This is a genomic window from Paenibacillus sp. FSL H8-0457 (genome assembly GCF_038051935.1).
Lineage (GTDB): Bacteria > Bacillota > Bacilli > Paenibacillales > Paenibacillaceae > Paenibacillus_AQ > Paenibacillus_AQ lautus_A.
The window spans coordinates 4,554,071-4,568,811 of sequence record NZ_CP150293.1 but is presented as its reverse complement, the minus strand read 5'-3'; the positions used below and the strand labels follow the sequence as shown (position 1 = coordinate 4,568,811).

Annotated in this window: 14 protein-coding genes; 9 read left to right on the top strand and 5 right to left on the bottom strand. The window is 51.7% G+C overall.

What is annotated here, in order from left to right; translation table 11 throughout:
• The first annotated feature begins 100 nt into the window (after nt 1-100).
• On the top strand, nt 101-616 hold the full coding sequence (locus MHI43_RS20150; RefSeq protein WP_036661422.1) for a hypothetical protein: 516 nt from the start codon (nt 101-103) through the stop codon (nt 614-616).
• 105 nt (nt 617-721) lie between these two features.
• On the opposite strand, the gene MHI43_RS20145 is transcribed toward MHI43_RS20150, so the two are convergent.
• Entirely contained in the window at nt 722-1,465 is a 744-nt protein-coding gene (locus MHI43_RS20145) for a hypothetical protein (RefSeq protein WP_036661419.1), read from the bottom strand.
• A gap of 282 nt (nt 1,466-1,747) precedes the next feature.
• Here MHI43_RS20145 and MHI43_RS20140 point away from each other — a divergent pair, with 282 nt between their 5' ends.
• From MHI43_RS20140 to MHI43_RS20115, 6 genes are all read left to right on the top strand, one after another.
• A complete protein-coding gene (locus MHI43_RS20140) occupies nt 1,748-2,515 on the top strand; it encodes an amino acid ABC transporter substrate-binding protein (RefSeq protein ID WP_036661416.1) in 768 nt (255 codons plus the stop codon).
• 157 nt (nt 2,516-2,672) lie between these two features.
• Nucleotides 2,673-3,332 (top strand): amino acid ABC transporter permease, encoded by a 660-nt coding sequence (locus MHI43_RS20135; RefSeq protein WP_009593110.1) that lies wholly within the window; start codon nt 2,673-2,675, stop codon nt 3,330-3,332.
• Between the two features lie 15 nt (nt 3,333-3,347).
• A complete protein-coding gene (locus tag MHI43_RS20130; protein ID WP_036661415.1) occupies nt 3,348-4,094 on the top strand; it encodes an amino acid ABC transporter ATP-binding protein in 747 nt (248 codons plus the stop codon).
• Nucleotides 4,095-4,290: 196 nt separating this feature from the next.
• The gene (locus MHI43_RS20125) at nt 4,291-5,784 is read left to right on the top strand and encodes an alpha-N-arabinofuranosidase (RefSeq protein WP_009593122.1); all 1,494 of its coding nucleotides are present in this window, start codon (nt 4,291-4,293) and stop codon (nt 5,782-5,784) included.
• A gap of 9 nt (nt 5,785-5,793) precedes the next feature.
• Nucleotides 5,794-6,072 carry a DUF6171 family protein gene (locus MHI43_RS20120; protein WP_081746278.1) on the top strand — a complete coding sequence of 93 codons (279 nt, stop codon included), beginning with the start codon at nt 5,794-5,796 and terminating at the stop codon, nt 6,070-6,072.
• Nucleotides 6,073-6,221: 149 nt separating this feature from the next.
• The gene (locus tag MHI43_RS20115; RefSeq protein WP_036661413.1) at nt 6,222-7,463 is read left to right on the top strand and encodes an MFS transporter; all 1,242 of its coding nucleotides are present in this window, start codon (nt 6,222-6,224) and stop codon (nt 7,461-7,463) included.
• 110 nt (nt 7,464-7,573) lie between these two features.
• Here MHI43_RS20115 and MHI43_RS20110 read toward each other — a convergent pair whose 3' ends face one another.
• Both MHI43_RS20110 and MHI43_RS20105 read right to left on the bottom strand, forming a co-directional pair.
• Nucleotides 7,574-7,966, bottom strand: coding sequence for a DoxX family protein (locus tag MHI43_RS20110; RefSeq protein ID WP_015736161.1), 393 nt, complete (start codon nt 7,964-7,966; stop codon nt 7,574-7,576).
• Between the two features lie 259 nt (nt 7,967-8,225).
• A complete protein-coding gene (locus tag MHI43_RS20105; protein WP_015736160.1) occupies nt 8,226-9,140 on the bottom strand; it encodes a helix-turn-helix domain-containing protein in 915 nt (304 codons plus the stop codon).
• A 176-nt stretch (nt 9,141-9,316) separates the two neighbouring features.
• Between MHI43_RS20105 and MHI43_RS20100 the strand changes: the two genes are divergently transcribed.
• A complete protein-coding gene (locus MHI43_RS20100; protein ID WP_015736159.1) occupies nt 9,317-11,080 on the top strand; it encodes a beta-galactosidase family protein in 1,764 nt (587 codons plus the stop codon).
• Between the two features lie 86 nt (nt 11,081-11,166).
• On the opposite strand, the gene MHI43_RS20095 is transcribed toward MHI43_RS20100, so the two are convergent.
• On the bottom strand, nt 11,167-12,420 hold the full coding sequence (locus MHI43_RS20095) for an MFS transporter (RefSeq protein WP_015736158.1): 1,254 nt from the start codon (nt 12,418-12,420) through the stop codon (nt 11,167-11,169).
• Between the two features lie 29 nt (nt 12,421-12,449).
• Nucleotides 12,450-13,496, bottom strand: a complete 1,047-nt coding sequence (locus MHI43_RS20090; protein ID WP_036661410.1) for an ROK family transcriptional regulator — start codon at nt 13,494-13,496, stop codon at nt 12,450-12,452.
• A gap of 182 nt (nt 13,497-13,678) precedes the next feature.
• On the opposite strand from MHI43_RS20090, the gene MHI43_RS20085 reads away from it, so the two are divergent.
• Entirely contained in the window at nt 13,679-14,731 is a 1,053-nt protein-coding gene (locus MHI43_RS20085) for a LacI family DNA-binding transcriptional regulator (RefSeq protein ID WP_036661409.1), read from the top strand.
• The last annotated feature ends 10 nt before the right edge of the window (nt 14,732-14,741 follow it).

Genomic DNA, 14,741 nt, shown 5'->3' with positions numbered 1-14,741 from the left:
TTGGGTTAATGACCATTAATGTTTGTTGAGTCGGATTCCGAGGCAGAAAGTGGTATAAATCTGATCTATAATAGAAGTATGAAGAGGGAGCGATGAGAAGATGAAGAGGTCGGCTTGGAAATTGGGAGCAATGATGCTGCTTGTCCTGATCATGATGACAACCGTCGGTGTAGCCTCAGGCAACAATTATGAGCCGGTTCCGAAAGCTTCGAATCAGGAAGCTGCCTACATAAACGGACTGGAGATCAAAGACGGCAAGGTCTTTCTTCTAGTAGATCCAATCGAGTGGTATGAGGGAGAGGAAGCGAATCAGGTGTTCCGCGAACGGGAGCAGGACCCTGAGATGACCGAGGCCCCGGACGGCTATTATATCGTGAACGATACGGAAGAGCATATCGAACTTCCAGTAGCGGACGATGCAGAAGTGCTGCTCCAGCTGTACGACCATACCGGACGATATGAGGATGCCCAGATTTCCTGGAATCAGCCGGTGAGCCTGAGCAAATTCGCGGACATCTACAAAAAGGATGATATCGTGGACATGAAATGGTTTCCGTTTCATATTACCGTTGAAGACGGCGTCGTCGTGAAGATCATCCAACAGTATGTACCTTAATTTATCATGAAAAATAGAGAAGCGAACTGATGAAGAGCCGCTCCATTTCGGTTAATCCTACCGATGGGCGGCTCTTATGTTTGTTTCTAAGCCTAACGGCAAGCGTTAACCGGCATCTTTGCTGTAGTGCTGGTGTTTCATCGGTTTGATTTTGCCGTTGACCACGTCGCTGACGAAGGGTGCTATCTTGGATTTCCGTTCCTCGTATTCTTCCTTCGTCACCTTGCCCTCGGACAGCTTCCGATCCAGGCGCTTCGTGAGTGCCTGGACTTGCTGATCAATGACGGACTGGACGGGTATACCTTGCTCCTTCGCGATCTGTGCCAGCGATTTTCCGGATTGAAGCGATGCTTTAAGTTGGTCCGGCGTTGTCTTCAGCAGCTTGGCCAGCTCGTCGCTATCCGAGATCAGCCGGCCGTGCCGCTGATGCATCCGCTGCTTGTGCCATCCGCCCTTGGCGTCAAGCAGCTTATCCGCCGCTGCGGAGTAATCGATGGATTTGCCCAGCTGCTTTGGATGCGAAGCGATTTTCTCCTTCAGCAGCTCCATGATCTTGGCTTTCATGGCATCCCGCGATACGCCTTGCTCTTTGGCTATTTCCGCGAGGGTCGAGGTTTTGAGTTTATCCCGGAGAACTTGCGGCTCCAGCTTCAGAAACTCGGAGATGGCCTTGAACATATGGCCGGGTTTATGTTGCCCGCGTTCGTCCTTGGACGAAGGAACAGCCGGTGATTCCGATTGCTGTCCGATCGGTTCCGCCGAAACCGAGACGGGAAGATAAGCGAGGCCCATGACTACAGCGATGGCGAGCAGCACCAACCGCTTCACTGACTTCAAGTGGGTTGTCATTGTTGTTTACCGCCTTTCATGTTGTTGGTCTTACAGTCCATCATTCTTTCCCGCTAAACTGAACTCATCCTTAAAATAACCTTAAAATAGGATGAAAATACATAAATTTCATGCAAATGGTGAAAAGTGGCCATTCTATGAAACTATCGACTCTTCTCTGCTAATATGCTATCATGGAGTCTTGATAACGTATTAAAGTGAAAAAGCAGTTATGCATAGGACGAGGATTGATGCAGATCCTAGAATATGACTGCGCTTAACGTCTACGAGGGGGATTTTTTGGTGAAAAAGATAGCATCCGTGTTAGCAGGCTTCATGCTTTTATTTACTGTAGTCGGCTGTTCGAGCTCGGCAAGCGGGGGGAATGAGCTGGTGGTCGGAATTGACGACAAGTTCGCGCCCATGGGATTCCGCGACGAGAGCAATGAAATTGTCGGCTTTGATATTGATTATGCCCGCGCAGCGGCCGAGAAAATGGGCAAGGAAGTCAAGTTCCAGCCAATTGACTGGAAAGCGAAGGAATCCGAGCTTAGCAGCGGCCGCATTGACTTGATCTGGAACGGTTATACCATCACCGATGAGCGCAAGGAGAAAGTGCTGTTCACCAAGCCTTATCTGGAGAACAGTCAGGTCGTCGCGGTGCTGAACGATTCGGATATCGCAACGATCGGCGATTTGGCCGGCAAACAGGTCGGATTGCAGTCGCTATCCTCGGCAGCCGACGCGCTGAGCGCCAATGCCATTCACGAGCAAGTGAAGAACATTTCCGAATTTCCCGATAACGTGCTGGCATTGAGCGATTTGAAGAATGGACGCGTAGACGCCGTGATCATTGACGAAGTGGTCATGAAATACTACATGTCCAAGGAAGAGGGAACGTACAAGATTTTGGAGGAGTCCCTGGCGCCGGAGCAGTACGGGATCGGAGTTAAGAAAGGCAATGAGGAACTGCTGGAAAGCCTGCAGAAAGCCTTGGACGAAATGAATGCCGACGGTACGGCCGCCAAGATTTCCGAGAAGTGGTTCGGGGAAGACAAAGTGTTGAAGTAAGCATTCCCAAGAGGTTGGTCATCCAACCTCCCATAGGTATTCCAAGAAACCGGACTTTGACCAAAGGCTCCGGTTTTCTGTTCCAATCGGTCGGTACAATGAAATCATCGGAGAACTTCAGCATTCCGGAAGTTTTTCCATTAGGAGTTAAGCAGATATGAGTATGGATTACATCGTTCAAATCGGCAAACCGATGCTGGAGGGCGCGCAGACCACGATCCTGTTGTTCTTGATTTCCATTTTGGCCTCCATTCCGCTCGGGTTTGTGTTCACGTTAATGGTTCGAAGCGCAATCAAGCCGCTGGCTTGGTTAGCCAATGCCTATATATATGTTTTTCGAGGTACCCCGCTGCTGCTGCAGCTGCTGTTCTTCTGCTTTGGGCTGCCGGTGCTGCCGGTGATCGGAGAATATCTCGTTTTGGATCGTTTTGTAGCCGCATGCTTGGCATTCGTGCTGAACTATGCCGCTTATTTTGCGGAAATCTTCCGCGGAGGACTCTTGGCGATTGACAAGGGACAATATGAAGCGTCTAAGGTGCTGGGCTTGAACCGCTGGCAGACGACCACGAAAGTAATTCTGCCCCAGATGTTCCGCGTAGCCCTGCCTGCGGTATCCAACGAATCCATTACGCTGGTAAAAGATACGGCGCTGCTGTATGCCGTGGCGGTACCGGAGCTGCTGCACTTCGCGTATACGGCGGTCAATCGGGATTTCACGATTATGCCGTTTGTTATTGCGGGCGTGATATACCTGCTGATGACGCTTGTGTTAACGCTGCTGTTTAAATTTCTGGAACGCCGATTCAAATATGAATAGAAGGACTGTCGCGCAATGGCAATTATCGAAGTAACCCATATGAAAAAATCCTTCGGCTCGCTGGACGTGCTGAAGGACGTCAGCTTTGAGATTCAGAAGAATGAAGTGATTGCCATCATCGGGCCTTCCGGTTCGGGAAAGAGCACCATGCTCCGCAGCCTGGTGCATCTGGAGGAAATCAACGGCGGATCGATCAAGGTGCAGGATCAGTATTTGGTGAAGGACGGCGTGTATTCCAGTCCGCCGCAGATCAAAGCGATCACGTCCCGGATGGGCATGGTATTTCAGCACTTCAACCTGTTTCCGCATCTGACGGTACAGGAGAATCTGGGCCTCGCGCCCAAACATGTCAAGAAACAAAGCAAAGAAGAAGTTAGAACGAACGGCACCGCACTTTTGCAAAAGGTCGGTTTGTCCGATAAAGCGGATGTATACCCCGGAAATCTATCGGGCGGTCAGAAGCAGCGCGTGGCCATTGCTCGGGCGCTCATGATGAATCCGGACATCATGCTGTTTGATGAACCGACATCGGCGCTGGATCCCGAGCTGACCGGCGAGGTGCTGGCCGTCATCAAGCAGCTGGCCGAGGAGCACATGACAATGGTGATCGTGACGCATGAGATGAGTTTTGCCAAGGAAGTGGCGGACCGGATCATCTTCATGGATCACGGACAAGTAGTCGAAGCCGGAACGCCGGATCAAATATTTAACCAGCCGAAGATGGAGCGGACCCGCGAGTTTTTAAATCGGGCCGCGCGTTAAAAAGGACTGGCTCAAAGCTGGATCGAAAGATCGGCTGTGGGCTGGTCTTTTTTTTTGGCAAAAAATAAGGCCATATAGTGAAAGCGTTTAAATTATTGGTTGACGGAATCGGAATTGATCGATATCATTGTTTTAAAGATTTTTAAACTGTTTCATATAAATATCTATAAAATAATAGCGAGGAGCGGAAAAAGTCATGAGTCAGGTTATTACCATTCATTCGGACGTATCCAAAGGCAAAATCAATCGCAATATTTATGGACATTTCTCCGAGCATCTGGGCCGCTGCATTTATGAAGGAATCTGGGTGGGCGAGGATTCGCCGATACCTAATACGGAAGGGATCCGCAATGACGTGCTGGATGCGTTGAGACAGCTGAATATACCTGTTCTGCGCTGGCCCGGCGGTTGTTTTGCCGACGAATACCATTGGAAAGATGGCGTCGGGCCGCGGGAGAATCGGAAACAGATGGTCAATACGCACTGGGGCGGCGTTGTGGAGAACAACCATTTCGGCACGCACGAATTCCTGCGTCTCTGCGAGCTTTTGGGCTGCGAACCCTACATATCGGGCAATGTCGGCAGCGGCACGGTTCAGGAGATGTCGGAATGGGTTGAATACATGACCTTTGACGGCGTGTCGCCGATGGCCGCATGGCGTCAGGAGAATGGCCGCGAGAAGCCGTGGAACGTGAAATATTTTGGAGTCGGGAACGAGAACTGGGGCTGCGGGGGCAATATGCGGCCGGAATATTATGCGGACTTGTATAGACGCTATCAGACTTACGTCCGCAACTATGGCGAGAACAAGATCTACAAAATTGCCTGCGGCCCGAATGTGGACGATTACCGCTGGATGGAGACCGTCATGAGGGAAGCACATCCGTACATGGATGCCATAAGCCTTCATTATTACACGATTCCGGGCGAATTCTGGACAGGCAAAGGACCTGCCACCGGATTCAGCGAACAGGAATGGTTCACCACCATGAAGAAAGCACTCCATATGGATGAATTGATCACGAGACATTCGGCGATTATGGATCAGTATGATCCTAATAAGCGCATCGGGCTCATCGTGGATGAGTGGGGCACCTGGTTTGATGTCGAGCCCGGCACGAACCCTGGCTTCCTGTACCAACAGAATACGATCCGTGATGCCCTGGTGGCGGGTTTGACGCTGAATATTTTCCATGAGCATAACGATCGGGTGGTGATGGCAAACATCGCTCAGATCGTCAACGTCCTGCAGTCCGTCATCTTGACCGAAGGCGAAAAGATGATCCTTACCCCGACCTATCATGTGTTTGATATGTACAAAGTGCATCAGGATGCCGAACGTTTGGCTACCCATCACAGCGGGGCCGATTATGAGATGAATGGCGAGAAGATCCCGCAAGTATCCGTAACGGCCTCGAGGGATGAAGCCGGCAAAATCCATGTAAGCCTGTGTAATGTTAGTCACGCGGAGCAGAGCGACGTGAAGATCCAGCTTCGGGGATTAAGCGGTGCGGTGAAGCAAATCGTAGGCCGGCAGCTTGCCGCCGATTCGCTGGACGCTCATAACACCTTTGAATCGCCGGAGGTTCTCAAGCCGGCTGCATTCACTGCATTTGAACAGGAAGGTGACGTACTGCGTGCGAAGCTGGCACCGATGTCCGTTACCGTTCTCGAGATCACGGCGGAATAAACGAAGGTCATGGCGGATAATCGGTGTAAAGGTTGTCATGACGATTACCGGGTCAGCGATGAGCAGATAACGCGCGTACTGTCCTCCCCGATGTTCTCATCGGACCGGTGCGTGCCGGATGACGAATATGATGCCCGTCTTCGTGCGTGCTTCGCATGCCTTAAACTGCAAGGGGACACCACGTGTACGCTGTGCGGATGCATCGTACAGATCGCCGCGAAGCTGAAAGACAAGCGCTGCCCTTATCCGGGGAAAGACCGTTGGTCGATCACCGTTAGTGTTTCATAGAAAATAACGCATAGTCAAAGGCCTGTTCTCATGGATGGATCATGGGAGCAGGCTTTTTTAGCACGGGAAGGGTTCATTAGCTTTACAGAAACTTACAACCTATGTTATGACTAATAGAAAAAGATCGGCACGTTAGGATAGGGTGTGACATGAAAAAAGGAGGCTTTTTATATTACTGGACCGCGCACTCGAGCATTTCGCTGGCAGGCGTTGTCTATATCATGGTGCTGACTACCTTTATGTATCAGGAATCCGGTTCGGCTTTTATTGCTGCGTTGTTCCCGCTGTTTAACGCAGTGGCGCGGTTTGCCGCCGGCTTTACGGCTCCGCTCGTCATGGAGAAATTCGGCTTCTCCAAGCTGCTGTTGAGGCTTCAAGTTCTGAAAGCCCTGCTGTTGACCACGCTGGTAGTCTTGTTCCCGTACATATCATCGCAGGTCGCGATATTGTGTATCTTCATATTATTCATAGCGTTTACCGAGGGATGGGGGAATCCGCTGATCCAGTCCATGGTACCAAGAATGGTTGCTCCTGACCGGTTGGTAAAGGCCAACAGCTCGTTATCCGTTACCAGCCAATCCCTGCAGATTGCCGGGTATACGTTTACGGGGTTTCTGGTCATACGCTACGGAGATATGCCGACATTAATCATGAGCTGTACGCTCATCTGGCTATCCGTATTATGTTTTTGGATTGCGGCTCGATCCATGCAGACCAAAGCTCCTGCTGCAGCCGGACGAGGGAAACCAAGCTGGGAAGTAATCCGTGAAGGCTGGTTCTATCTGTGGAGAAATCCTACGCTAAGAATCGTCACGATCATGGATATGGTTGAGGGGATAGCCGGAACCATCTGGGTGGGAGCGATCACGCTGGTATACGTAAAGGAAGTGCTGCATCAAAGCGAAGCCTGGTGGGGATTTATTAATGCCAGTTATTACGTCGGCGCCATTCTTGGCGGTTTGCTGATGCTGCTGCTGTCTTCCTTCATCCAGAAAAATCTGATACCCTGCATGGCTACGGGTTCCGCGGTATTCAGTCTGCTTACTTTGTGGTACGGCCTGAACAGTATCCCGGTTGTGGCTTTAATCTTATGTATTGCGATGGGGCCGGCCTATCAGCTGAGGGATGTGGCGCAGCAAACCGCTCTCCAATCCAGTGTGGATCAGGACATGCTGCCGAAAATATATGCTTCTCGGGATATCTTATTATCATCGGTAACAAGTGTATCGATTGCGGTTATTGGTCTTATCGCGGATACGCTCGGCATTCGCATGGTTTACATTGCAGGGGCAATCTGTATTGCCATATCCGCAGGGCTGTCGTTCACTATCCTGAGGCTGCAGCGGAAGCTGGCTTCAGCGGCGGAAGCGGGAGGCAGCATCTTGTCATGAGATCACTAGAAAAGAGCTGTACCAGTCTCATTCCTTTCGGAATGGATCTGCGCACAGCTCTTTTTCATGGGATCGACGCTCCGACAACCTTGAGGACGCTCTTGTCCGCGTTAGGCCTTGTTCTTCTTGCTGAACAGCGAATCAACCGAGAGCAGGCTGCTGCCGCTTAGAACAAGATGTACGGCCATGGCCAGCAGCGCGATATCCAGTTCATAGCCACCCAGGAAACCCATGCCCAGCTTCGCCTGAAAAATCGCCACGACAAGCACGACCCCAAGAACCAGAGAAGCGATTCTCGTTCCCAAACCGATAATCAGCGCAATTCCGCCCACGATTTCGATGATGGCTACAACGGTTGCCATAAAGGCAGGGATTCCCAGACTTGCGAAGAATCCTTCGATATTCCCGATGCCGCTCTGGAATTTATCCAAACCGTGAGCCATAAAGATGACCCCCAGAATCACCCGAATTATGAAAGTGCCTGCAGAAGAATAACTACCCATGAAATAGACCACTCCTTGTCATTTTGGTTTAAAATGTTATCAACTAACTTAAATATAGCTGAGAACTATAGGTTGTATCATACTCAATTTAACTATTGAATGTCAAGTAACTAACTAAAAATACTTGGATTATACAATATCCAATCATGATGCCATATGATTAGATGAAGTTCAGCCAATACAGAACAATAGCCATCCTCAAAGGGATGGCTATTGTTCTGGTACTCGATATTGGAGGTTCTTTAATGCTGTTCATGGCTTAGTGCCTGGGCCGGTATTCCGTCGGCGACTGCCCGGTCCAGCGGCGGAATTGCCTGGAAAAATGGCTGGCTGAGCGAAAACCGAGTTTGTCGGCGATTGCGTTCATCGGCAGATGGGTCGTGACCAGCAGCTCTTTGGCCAGACTGAGCTTCTGGCGGCTGATATATTGTCTTGGCGAGATCCCGTACACTTGGCGGAATAACTTGGAGCATTGGCTTCGGCTTAAATTAAGCTCTTGGGACACAGCCATGACCGATATCTCTTCGGTCAATCCCGACGACAGCTTCGCTTCGATGGCATGAGCCGCATCCGCTGCAAGCAGGGAGGATGGTTTAGGGGTGCCTGCTGCCGCAAATAAAGCGCGGGGCGGCTTCAGCGCATCCTGCCTCTTCAAGAGAGAGAGCACATCATGGATGATGAGCAGGGTGTAGGACTGGAGCAGAAGCCTGTCCTCAAAAGTGAGATTGTAATCGCTTGGCTGGTTCTCCGGACGGACCGAATGGGCTGCCGGCTGGCTGCGCCGGACGATTCCCTCCAGCTCTTGAACGTAGGCAGCCAGTTTGCTGCGCTCGCTTTCGTGCTGGCGAATATGTCGGTAAGGGGCAGCGGATAATGAGCTTCGAATTTCTGCATCATCCAGATCGAAATGAACATTGAAGTACCCATACTGCTTGTTGGATGCATTCGAGGTTTGATGGGGCACCCCGGATTTGATCAGAAGCCATTCCCCTTCGCGGAGCTGAATGGAATCCCGATGAATTTCCTGCAGGACTTCGCCTTCCAGACAGTATAGCAGCTCGAACAGGTGATGGTGATGCCTCGGATAACTCCAGCCTGGCGGCTGGGAATCAAAATGGCATCCGGTTACCTGCAGCGTTTGAATCATATTGGGAAAGCGAAAAGCGATATCCATGACAGCTGGCTCCTTTTGGGCATACAAAACGCCGATAATGATGCCTTATATTGTATCATAACGATGATTCGGCACAAAAGGTATAAAGAATGCCCCATTTGGAGATTGAGCAGCATGGGATTTTGATAGATGATGGCAATAGAAAGCAAATGAAACGTGTTAGGAGGAAACAAGCTATGAAAGCTCAATTGAAAGCGGTTAACCAACAATTCCTGCTGGGGGATGAGCCGATTCAGATTTTGTCTGGTGCCATCCATTATTTTCGAGTGGTTCCGGAATATTGGGAAGATCGGCTGATGAAGCTGAGAAGCTGCGGATTGAACACGGTGGAAACCTATATTCCGTGGAATTTGCATGAACCGAAGGAAGGACAATTTGTGTTTGATGGCATTGCCGACCTGGAAAGATTCGTCCGTATCGCCGGCGATCTCGGGCTGCATGTCATTCTTCGGCCGAGCCCTTACATATGCGCAGAATGGGAATTTGGAGGACTTCCATCCTGGCTGCTGCAAAATCCGGATATTCAGCTTCGATGCATGGACCCGGTTTATCTGGAGAAGGTCGACCAATATTATGATGAGCTGATTCCGCGATTGGTTCCGTTACTGACCTCCAAGGGTGGTCCCGTGATTGCGATGCAAATCGAGAACGAGTACGGGAGTTACGGAAATGATACGGCATATCTGGAGTATCTAAAGGATGGCTTGATCAAGCGGGGCGTGGACGTGCTGCTGTTCACTTCGGATGGTCCCACGGACGGAATGCTGCAGGGCGGAGCCGTTCCCGGCGTGCTTGCCACGGTCAATTTCGGATCAAGAACGAAGGAGGCTTTTGATAAACTGCGGGAGTACCGTCCGGAAGATCCTCTGATGTGCATGGAATACTGGAACGGTTGGTTTGATCATTGGCTGAAGCCACACCATACCCGGGATGCGGAGGATGCTGCTGCCGTGTTCAAGGAAATGCTGGACTTGAATGCATCCGTGAACTTCTATATGTTTCATGGCGGAACGAATTTCGGATTCTATAACGGGGCGAATTTTCACGAAAAGTATGAGCCGACGCTAACCAGCTACGATTATGATGCGCCTCTCTCGGAGTGCGGGGACGTGACGGCCAAATTCGAAGCCATTCGAAGCGCGATCGCACAGCATCAGGGAAAAGAGCTCTCCGATTTGCCAAGTCTTCCGCAGCCTGTCAAGAAAATAAGCTATGGCTCTGTGAGCATGACGCACTATGCCGACCTGCTGGAGCATCTGCCTGCGCTTTCCGAGGAGCAGAAACGCACGGCACCCGTACCGATGGAACGGCTGGGCCAAAGCTATGGCTTCACGGTTTACGCAACGCATATATCCGGGCCGCGCCAAGGGGAGTCCCTGCATCTGCAAGAGGTGCATGACCGGGCACAGGTATTCCTGGATGGAAAGTATCAAGGGACGGTCGAACGTTGGGATCCCAAAGCCCTGCCAATCGATGTTCCGGCAGCCGGCGCCAAGCTGGAGATCGTTGTCGAGAATATGGGACGCATCAATTACGGTCCAAAGCTGAAGGATTATAAAGGAATCACGGAGGGAGTCCGAATGAACAACCAGTTCCTGTATGACTGGAGCATCTATCCCTTACCGCTTGATCATCCGAATGCGGCACCGTTTCAACCGCTGGAGGGGCCTTTTGAACAGCAGGACCGACCTACCTTCTATCGCGGCGAATTCTATGTGGATGACATTGGCGATACGTTTATCCGCTTAGACGGATGGGGAAAAGGGGTCGTCTGGGTCAATGGATTCAATCTGGGACGCTACTGGGAGCAAGGGCCGCAAGCAGCGCTGTATCTGCCTGGACCGCTGCTGAAGCAGGGACGGAATGAAATCTTGGTATTTGAGCTGCATCATACCGAAACGGCAAGCATCAAGCTTGTCGACACACCCGACTTGGGTTAATTCGGCCGGAACAGACCGACGATGGATAAACAAAAAGGGAGCCTTCTTGTAAACTGAGAGGGCTCCCTTTCATGTTGGAATGAGTATCAGATTAATTGCTTGCGGACTTTTAAATATCGGTACAAGACGATACCGAATAGCGAGCACAGAACGGCACATAATCCAATGAAGCCATAGCCGGCCTGGAGCCCGCGCAGCAGGCCGAGCTCTGTACCGCTACCGTACATTTGCTTGAATCCGTTCGTGATCGCGCCGATCGCGTAATTGCCGATGACGCTGCCGATCCCCATCATGGTGACGGTGAACGTAATCGCGGTGTCGCTCTCATTCGGATATCTTTTGGCAATGAGAGCCATAACCGTCGGATAGATCGGGGCAATCCCGATGCCTGCCGCCGCAAACAGGAAGGCGTAGGATTCTCCGCCGAAAATCGCGACAAACGTACATACTCCGGTCAGTCCGGACAGAATGATGATGGACAGCGTGAAGCCGATCCGGTCCGTGATCGGGCCAAGCAGCAGGCGTGCCGCCGAGAAGCAGAGGAAGAACGCGGATAGCATGCCGGCTGCCGCTGCAGGTTCCCATTTGTACGATTTTTCAAGAAAGTTGACGAGCCAACCGCCAACCGCCATCTCCGATACGACGCCGAAGGATAGGATCATGACGACCAGCCACAGCGCGGGATCTTTGACCAGCAGCTTCAGCGGAGTCCGTTCCGTTTCGGATAGATCGTCCCCGGGAAACTTACTCATGAGTGCCGGGATCATGGGAAGTATGGATAACATCAGCATGGCCAGGTACATACCCCGCCAATCCAGCGTGTAATTAAACACGGTAACGGTCATGAGACCGGATGCAATCATCGGGGCCACCGTTGAGCTGATACCGTAGAAGAAATGGGACAGGTTCATCATCGTGCCCGTATTGCGCACAAAGATCCGGGCTGACAATATCGCGAGGCCGATCTCCAGCATACCGTTCCCAATGTACATTAAGAAGTAGGATGCGGTAAACAGAGGGTAGCTGTGGGACAGGAAAATCAACACGCCCGAGATGGCCATCGATCCGAAGGCAGCCATGCTGACCCACTTGATTCCGATCTTCCGGGTCAACAGCGCGGTGAAAGAGCATGCGATCAGGTACCCGAGCGCGTTCAGGGAGAGCAAGGTGCCGATCTGCATTTCATCCAATCGAAAATCGAATTGGATCCGCGGAATGGCGGGCCCCTTAATATTCTCCGATATCCCAAATATGATAAAGCCGAGAAAGATCGTTGCCAAATGCAGGGTGTAGTCTTTGCTCAATTTAGGTTTTGTTTTTGGTTGAAGGTCAGTATTCACGGTTAATCCCCAATCGTCATTGTTGAATTTTACATTGCGCTTGTATCGGATATCATCATATCCAGAGCGATCCGCTGCAAGCCGGCTAGATAGTCGTGTTCCCAATCGCGAAGCAGCATTTCGGGAAGATGCCGCTCCGGCACGTAGGCGGAAGCACGCTCTTTAATGGAGAGCAGGGCGGAGGGCGAGAGATTATGCTCGCACCACAGAATGGCATCGGGATTGAGAATCGCGGCGAAGGCGGCACTTAGCCGGCTTAACGCATCGATTTGCTCCTGATCCGGCTCGATGAGACTGCTCATCACAGAACGATTACGTTCCAATATGTCTTGAAAATTGCTGCCCTCGCTCATCGGGACGAAGCCGATCTCGCCCGTGAAGAACGAGCGGCCGCGAACGACGTTTCCATTAATGAGCAGTCCGGCCCCCGGTCCGTTGTGACCGAGGTATACGTATACGAGGGAAGCCTCCTCCGAGCCGCTGAGATTGTGGTAACCGAGCACGGCTGCATTCATGTCATTCTCTACGATGACAGGAATGGAGAACAGATCCTCCAGGTAAGATTGGAGATTGTAATCCTGGAATGTTCCATACGACGGCACATGAAAAATAAGACCGTCTCGCACCGCCGCCGGCATGCCAACGGCGATGGAGCGAATCTCTGAATAACGGCGGGTCCAGTTTGCCATTTGGGAAGCCAAGGCTTCCGGTCCACGATGAAGGATGCCGTCTTCAACCTTCCGCTCGAGCAAGTCGCCGTTCCAATTAAAAACAGTGTATACGCTCTGCTCTTTCTCATAATAAACGGCGAGACCCAGCATGTAATCCGGATTAAAAGCATAGCGGTTCGCACGTCGGCCGCCGCTGGATTCATCCAGTCCGAGCAGGTTGACTTCACCCTCCTGCACCATGAGCTCCACAACTTTGCTCACTGTCGGAAAGCTGATGCCGAGTCTTTCGCTGAGCTCGGCTTTGGTTCCGCTCCCCAGCTCCAGCAGCGACGAACGGAGCGCGCGCCGGACGGCGAATTTCATGGATTGCGGCGTAGGCAAAGCTTCTTTGCGCGTATGAATCACCTCGTTCACTCTTTTTAAACGTGTTTAATAAGTCCATGGGGATGATTATTGCACATCCGATAAGACGGTGCAAGAACAATATGTTGGTTTTAAAAAGAATAGGATGAAGGATCGGAAAGCGGTTGACAACAGCCATGCTCCATGAGAAAATGTACGCGCGTACATAAATTGCAGGAGGCTTGATGATTATCGCTAGTCGTAAAGAGGTAGCACAGCTCGCCGGCGTTTCGGAAGCAACGGTATCCCGCGTCCTGAATGGTGTTGGGCCGATCAAGGAGGAGACCAAGCAGCGCGTGCTGGAAGCGGCGGATCGGCTTGGATATACCCCAAGCGCGCTAGCCCGCAGTTTTGCGCGGCGCAGGAGCGGTAATCTTGGCGTCGTTATGCCTTACCTGCCGAAAGCTCGCATATTCTCCGCCTATTATTTTTCGGAGATCCTAAGCGGCATCGGCAGTAAGGCGCTGGAGAGCAAGCATGACCTGCTGATGCTGTTCCGTGAACCCGGCGGTTCGATGGATTACTTGAACCTGTTTCGTACCCAGAAGGTGGATGCCTGCATCATTCTCGGCGCCCGGGACGATGAAGGCGAGCGCGCAGCCATCAAACAGCTGAGTGAAGCGGATCGCCCTTATTGCCTTATTAATCAATACTTTGACGGCGAGGCGTTTCACGTCATGGATGCGGATCATGTAGAAGGCAGCTATCAAGCCGTTCATCACTTGATCGGGCAGGGATTCCGGCAGATTGCTTTTCTTAATGGCCCGCCCCAGTATTCCAACAGTCGCGACCGGCTGAAGGGGTACACCAGGGCGCTGAACGAAGCGGGAATCAAGCCGGATGAATCCTTGCTGTTCGAGGGCAATTTCAGCCGCAAGAGCGGTTATGCCGCAGCCGAGCTAATCGCCGGGAAGCTGGACCGGATTGAAGCGGTGTTTGCGGCCAATGACCGCATGGCGATCGGATTACAGCAGGGCCTGCGCGCGTTAGGTATTGCAGAGGATCGAATGCCTGCCTTTGTCGGTTATGACGACTCGGAGGCTGCAGAGCTCTGCACCCCGCCGCTCACCAGCGTAAGAGTCCCTTTCTATGAACTGGGATGTCTTGCCGCGGAGCATGTGCTTCGCCTGCTGGACGACTCCGATTCGCCGGACGGCAGCGGATCGAACGCCGCGCTGCATCGGCAGATGCCTACTCGCCTGGTGATCCGCGCATCTTCGCTTCATCAAAATCAATGAACCCTTATTC

Excerpts from the sequence above, each read along its gene's own strand:
- MHI43_RS20145 (WP_036661419.1), bottom strand. The coding sequence starts at position 1,465 with ATGACAACCCACTTGAAGTCAGTGAAGCGGTTGGTGCTGCTCGCCATC.
- MHI43_RS20135 (WP_009593110.1), top strand. The coding sequence starts at position 2,673 with ATGAGTATGGATTACATCGTTCAAATCGGCAAACCGATGCTGGAGGGC.
- MHI43_RS20085 (WP_036661409.1), top strand. The coding sequence starts at position 13,679 with ATGATTATCGCTAGTCGTAAAGAGGTAGCACAGCTCGCCGGCGTTTCG.
- MHI43_RS20130 (WP_036661415.1), top strand. The coding sequence starts at position 3,348 with ATGGCAATTATCGAAGTAACCCATATGAAAAAATCCTTCGGCTCGCTG.
- MHI43_RS20150 (WP_036661422.1), top strand. The coding sequence starts at position 101 with ATGAAGAGGTCGGCTTGGAAATTGGGAGCAATGATGCTGCTTGTCCTG.
- MHI43_RS20115 (WP_036661413.1), top strand. The coding sequence starts at position 6,222 with ATGAAAAAAGGAGGCTTTTTATATTACTGGACCGCGCACTCGAGCATT.
- MHI43_RS20125 (WP_009593122.1), top strand. The coding sequence starts at position 4,291 with ATGAGTCAGGTTATTACCATTCATTCGGACGTATCCAAAGGCAAAATC.
- MHI43_RS20100 (WP_015736159.1), top strand. The coding sequence starts at position 9,317 with ATGAAAGCTCAATTGAAAGCGGTTAACCAACAATTCCTGCTGGGGGAT.
- MHI43_RS20105 (WP_015736160.1), bottom strand. The coding sequence starts at position 9,140 with ATGGATATCGCTTTTCGCTTTCCCAATATGATTCAAACGCTGCAGGTA.
- MHI43_RS20110 (WP_015736161.1), bottom strand. The coding sequence starts at position 7,966 with ATGGGTAGTTATTCTTCTGCAGGCACTTTCATAATTCGGGTGATTCTG.
- MHI43_RS20120 (WP_081746278.1), top strand. The coding sequence starts at position 5,794 with ATGGCGGATAATCGGTGTAAAGGTTGTCATGACGATTACCGGGTCAGC.